At 44.1% G+C, this 4,751-nt stretch carries 5 protein-coding genes; 3 read left to right on the plus strand and 2 right to left on the minus strand.

Features of this window, described 5'->3' with window-relative positions; all coding sequences use genetic code 11:
- Nucleotides 1-326: 326 nt before the first annotated feature.
- The gene (locus V2I46_06005) at nt 327-956 is read left to right on the plus strand and encodes a carbonic anhydrase (GenBank protein ID MEE4177047.1); all 630 of its coding nucleotides are present in this window, start codon (nt 327-329) and stop codon (nt 954-956) included.
- A 1,137-nt stretch (nt 957-2,093) separates the two neighbouring features.
- Here V2I46_06005 and lysM read toward each other — a convergent pair.
- Complete coding sequence (lysM, locus tag V2I46_06010) at nt 2,094-2,546, minus strand: peptidoglycan-binding protein LysM (GenBank protein ID MEE4177048.1); 453 nt, start codon at nt 2,544-2,546, stop codon at nt 2,094-2,096.
- Between the two features lie 22 nt (nt 2,547-2,568).
- Entirely contained in the window at nt 2,569-2,772 is a 204-nt protein-coding gene (locus tag V2I46_06015) for a dodecin family protein (protein MEE4177049.1), read from the minus strand.
- 240 nt (nt 2,773-3,012) lie between these two features.
- On the opposite strand from V2I46_06015, the gene V2I46_06020 reads away from it, so the two are divergent.
- Nucleotides 3,013-3,741, plus strand: coding sequence for a GntR family transcriptional regulator (locus V2I46_06020; protein MEE4177050.1), 729 nt, complete (start codon nt 3,013-3,015; stop codon nt 3,739-3,741).
- Nucleotides 3,738-4,664, plus strand: a complete 927-nt coding sequence (locus tag V2I46_06025; protein MEE4177051.1) for an ROK family protein — start codon at nt 3,738-3,740, stop codon at nt 4,662-4,664. The genes V2I46_06020 and V2I46_06025 overlap by 4 nt, the downstream gene beginning before the upstream one ends.
- The last annotated feature ends 87 nt before the right edge of the window (nt 4,665-4,751 follow it).

Consider the following 4,751-nt stretch of genomic DNA (forward strand, 5'->3'; position numbering starts at 1 on the left):
ACCGGCATATCGGAAGTGGAGCCCATGATAATGCTGACTAAAGGCTGCATAAGGGTCGGGGTTTTGGGTTAGAGTGCAAAAATAGGAAAAAAGTTTGAGGGTTGTCATGGTTGTCGGGTTGTCATGTTGCCGGGTTTTGATTTTATCCACAAATTCACACAAATTTTTAGTCAATGAACACAAATGCCAATCTGCCAATCCATTTTTCATTTTTCATTTTTCGTTTTTCATTTCTCTTCCATGGACCATGCCCCATGCTCCAAGCCCTATGCCTCTGCCCGTGAACAATTGTTTAATCTGTTGGTTTTTCTAAAAACAAAATTTCCATGGATAAGATACTGAAAGGTGTTGTGTCGTTTCGCAAGCATGATTTTGAGAAGTATCGTGCCCTTTTTGAGAAGCTGGGAAAAAAGCAGCAGCCCCACACCCTGTTTATCGGATGCTCGGATTCGAGGGTTGACCCCAACCTGATCACGCGTTCGCTGCCCGGTGAGTTGTTTATCATCCGCAATGTGGCCAACATCGTTCCGCAATACCGGGAGTCGGGCGAATACCTGGCCACTACTTCCGCTATTGAATATGCGGTGCAGGCCCTGAACGTAGAACATATTGTTGTGTGTGGCCACAGCAACTGCGGGGGTTGTGCTGCCCTTTACCTGCCCGAGAAGGCTTTTGCAAATATGCCGCACACCCGCCGCTGGCTTGAACAGGCGCAGGTGGTGCGCCAGCACGTAGCGCAGAATCCGGAAGCGAAAGATCCTGCAGCCCGCGAATGGCTTACTGAACAGGAAAATGTGGTGCAGCAACTCAAAAACCTGCTGACCTATCCCTTTATCCGTGAGCGGTTTAAGCAAGGCACTCTGAAACTCCACGGCTGGTATTATACCATCCAGTCAGGGCAGGTCATGGCTTATGATGCTGCCAAGGGTTATTTTGAGGAAATGGGGGAAGGTTAGGGGTTAGGGGTTCAAGGTTCAAGGTTGAGATTAGCTTTTGGCTATTGGCTATTGGCTTTTAGCTTTAAGCTAAACATCATTCACTCATTTCTCATTTCTCATTTCTCATCTCTCATCTCTCACTTCTCTTTTTGAACGCGGATGCCACGGATGAACTTCGTTCAGCGCGGATGAACGCGGATTTTTTTAAGTATTTGTTTTTTTGGGGAGTTCTTTTATCCGCGGCAATCAGCGTTGCCGCGCCAGCGGCATCCGTTTCATCCGCGTTCCATTTTTTGAGGTTTTATTTTGAACGCGGATCTACTGCTTATTGATTTCTCACTTCTGATTTCTCACTTCTGATTTCTTTTTTCCCTGTGGCTGTGTAGGTTTAGTAGATCATTTCGCCTTAATTTGAAGAAACCCTTCTTGACCTATTTATGCCATTATTCAGCTGGAAAATTGGAAAAATTTTAATCTCCGTTATACCTTAACTATTGTTGTGAAGCAATTTTATTAAACTTATTAAAATGAAAAGAATACCGAAAATAAAAAAGAAAAAATGCGGGGGTTGCCCTGGTGCATAGTCAAGAAAAGTGTTCTTGTTTTTCTTGAATTTTTGGTATGAATTGAAAGATAATATTAAAAAAAGAATTCCAACTCCTAGAAGAAAAATGGATACCACCATGGCAATAAAGATTTATTTTATTTCAGTTCCATCTGTTTTTCAATAGGGGTTCAGCATCCCGGCTGAGCGGAATTTGTAATGCCGCTCGGAACACAGGATAATTTGAAATTATCCAAACCCCTGCCAAAACAAAGAACATCATTTCACCATAACCTGGCCTGGTTCAGCAAAGCTATCAAATTTAGAAGATTTTTTAATATCGCCCAGGGGAGATATCCTCAAAAAGAGGAAGTGACAATTTTGATAATTTTGATAATATTGATAATTTCTCTGTCATAAATAGGAGCGTTCTTTAAAGGAAACATGGAGGCTAGACGCTGAACCCCATGCCCCACGCCCCATGCTCCATGCCCTATGCCCCATGCTCTTTTCCGTGGAATCCGCAACAATCCGCGGAATCCTCTTTTTCATTTTTCATTAAAAAAGGCTGCCCTTTATCAGCGCAGCCTTTTCAATAGGCATAACCTGGCCTATAGGGGAGGGATGACCAGCACCTGTCCGGGATAGATCAGGTCGGGGTCTTTCAGCATGGGTTTGTTTGCCTCGAAGATGATGGGGTATTTGTTAGCATCGCCATACATTTCCCTGGCGATTTTTGACAAAAAGTCACCCTTCTTTACGGTATAATACCTGCCTTCCGGCTCTTTCACTTCAGCCTCTTTGATTTCCAATTGGTCATCGACCTCAGAAATGCCTTCAATATTTCCGGCAGCCACTACGATCTTGTTTTTGATGGCCTGGGTGTCGACTTTGCCGGCAATCGTAATCTTCTCACCTGCCACGCTCACTTTCAGGTCATCCACCAGGAACCCATAGCGCTCGATGTGTGATTTGATCAGGGCAATCCTGTCTTCTTCCTTCTCTTCTTTGCCTTTGCCGAAAACCTTTGCCCCTGCATTCTTGATGAATGAAATAAGTCCCATTTCGATTTTAATTTTTAGTGAATCAGTCTTTGACTTCGAAGGTAATTTTGGCATTTACCCTGAACTCATAAATCTCGCTGCCTTTAACCACGGCGCTATGATCTTTGATGTAAACCGAGCGGATCTCTTTAACAGTTTTGGAAGCCTCTTTTACGGCTTTGCGTGCTGCATCTTCCCAGCCCTTTTCCGATGAGGCAAGGATTTCTATTACTTTTAATACACTCATGGGGTTAAAGTATTTAAATGAATAAATGAAAAATGAATTATCGTAAATTACAAAAAAATATCCTTTTAACCAAAATATATCTCCTTTTTTTTGGAATATTCAGGAACCCCTTTTCCTTTTCAGCAGTTGAAAATAATGAAGTAAAGGGTAAATTTTTTTAAAAATTATTATCGTATATCAGCAGCGGTATTGATAAAAATATATTTTTGTAAATGTTTGAACATTTGAACAATTATGATTCTGAAAATTGATCATTCAAGTATAGTACCCATCCATGCGCAGGTGGAAGAACTGCTTCGCAAGCTCATTGAGAAACCACCCTATTGTGACGGCGGTTACCTGCCGCCTGAGGCCGAACTGGCCAAAAAGCTTGGCATCAGTCGTAATACTGTAAGGCAGGCCACCAATAAGCTGGAATACGAAGGGCTTATCATCCGGCGTAAGGGCAAAGGCACCAAGGCAGTACAAAAAACCGTTACCACCCAGTTGAGTAACTGGCATTCGTTTACACAGGAGATGAACGAAAAGGGGATTGCCTTTATTAATTACCAGATTGCGTCGAACAAAGTCTTCATCAATGAAAAGATCGCACGTTTTTTCGACCTGCCCGACCAATCGGAAGTGGTAAAACTCATCAGGCTCCGGGGGGATAAAGTCGGTCCGTTCGTATATTTTGAGAGCTATTTCCATCCCCGCACCGGCATTACGGTCGATGAAGATTTCAGCCAACCGCTTTATGATATCCTTGAGAAAAGGTACAACATTCTTGTTTCGCTCTCGCGTGAAGAGATAACCGCGCGTAAGGTGAAACCCAATATAGCCGCCCTTCTCAATATATCCAAAAGCGATCCGGTACTCATACGTGAACGCTTTGTTTCCGACCCCGGCGGCAGGCCCGTGGAATATAATATTGGCTATTACCAGGCCGACAAGTTTACTTATACCATTGAAATTCAAAAGAGAACATGAGCACCATTGTTGTTGGGGTTGATATTGGCGGGAGCCATATAAGCTGTGCCTTGTATGATATCGTGGAGAAAGCTTTTGCAAGCACAAAAAGATTTCGCAGAACGGTAAACAGTCAGGATGCAGGAGATAAGATACTGGATAGCTGGGCTGAAGCCATTGGTCAGGCCATTGAAGAAGCGGGTGAGAAAGGAATTGCAGGGATAGGGTTTGCCATGCCTGGCCCTTTTGATTATCCCAACGGGATTTCGCTCATTAAAGGGGTGCATAAATTTGAAGACCTCTACGGGGTGAATATTGGTGAAGAGATCAGGAAGAGATTGGCACTGGCAGATGACCTTCCGGTCAGGTTTCTCAATGATGCTGCGTGTTTCGCCATTGGCGAGTCTTTCAGGGCGCCGGCCATTCAACATGAAAGGTTGCTGGCCATCACCCTGGGCACGGGTTTCGGAACTACATTCATTGACAAGCATTTGCCGGTGGCGGGTCAGGATGGGGTGCCGGCCGATGGCTTTCTTTATCACATCCCTTACGGGGAAAGCATGGCTGACGACTATTTCTCTACGCGCTGGTTTCAGAAGGAATATCTTGAACTGGAAGGGAAAAAGCTCACAGGTGTTAAGGAGCTGTTTGAACTGGCCAAAACGGATGTGGTGGCTGCAGATATCTTTAAAACCTTTGGTAAAAACCTTGGCGCTTTTCTTGCACCCTGGCTCAGGAATTTCAGAGCCGAAGGACTTGTGATGGGAGGCAACATCCCGGCTGCTCATTCCCTTTTCCTGAATGAACTGAAACTGGAATTTGAGAAGGATTCGCTGAATGTCAGCGTTTTTGTTTCGCATCAGCAGGAGGATGCCTCCCTGATCGGGAGTGCAAGTTTGTGCGACAATACATTGTATTCCAGATTAATAAGTAAAAACCTTTAACAAGCAAAAGTATGAATACCCGGAAACTGTCCTTCATTGCAATAACCCCGGTGCTGTTTTCATTTTTCGTAATGAGTTTCTGCGACC

It is taken from the genome of Bacteroides sp. (genome assembly GCA_036351255.1).
GTDB lineage: Bacteria > Bacteroidota > Bacteroidia > Bacteroidales > UBA7960 > UBA7960.

Coding starts and splice junctions, on each gene's coding strand:
- V2I46_06005 (MEE4177047.1), top strand. CDS start 327: ATGGATAAGATACTGAAAGGTGTTGTGTCGTTTCGCAAGCATGATTTT.
- lysM (MEE4177048.1), bottom strand. CDS start 2,546: ATGGGACTTATTTCATTCATCAAGAATGCAGGGGCAAAGGTTTTCGGC.
- V2I46_06015 (MEE4177049.1), bottom strand. CDS start 2,772: ATGAGTGTATTAAAAGTAATAGAAATCCTTGCCTCATCGGAAAAGGGC.
- V2I46_06025 (MEE4177051.1), top strand. CDS start 3,738: ATGAGCACCATTGTTGTTGGGGTTGATATTGGCGGGAGCCATATAAGC.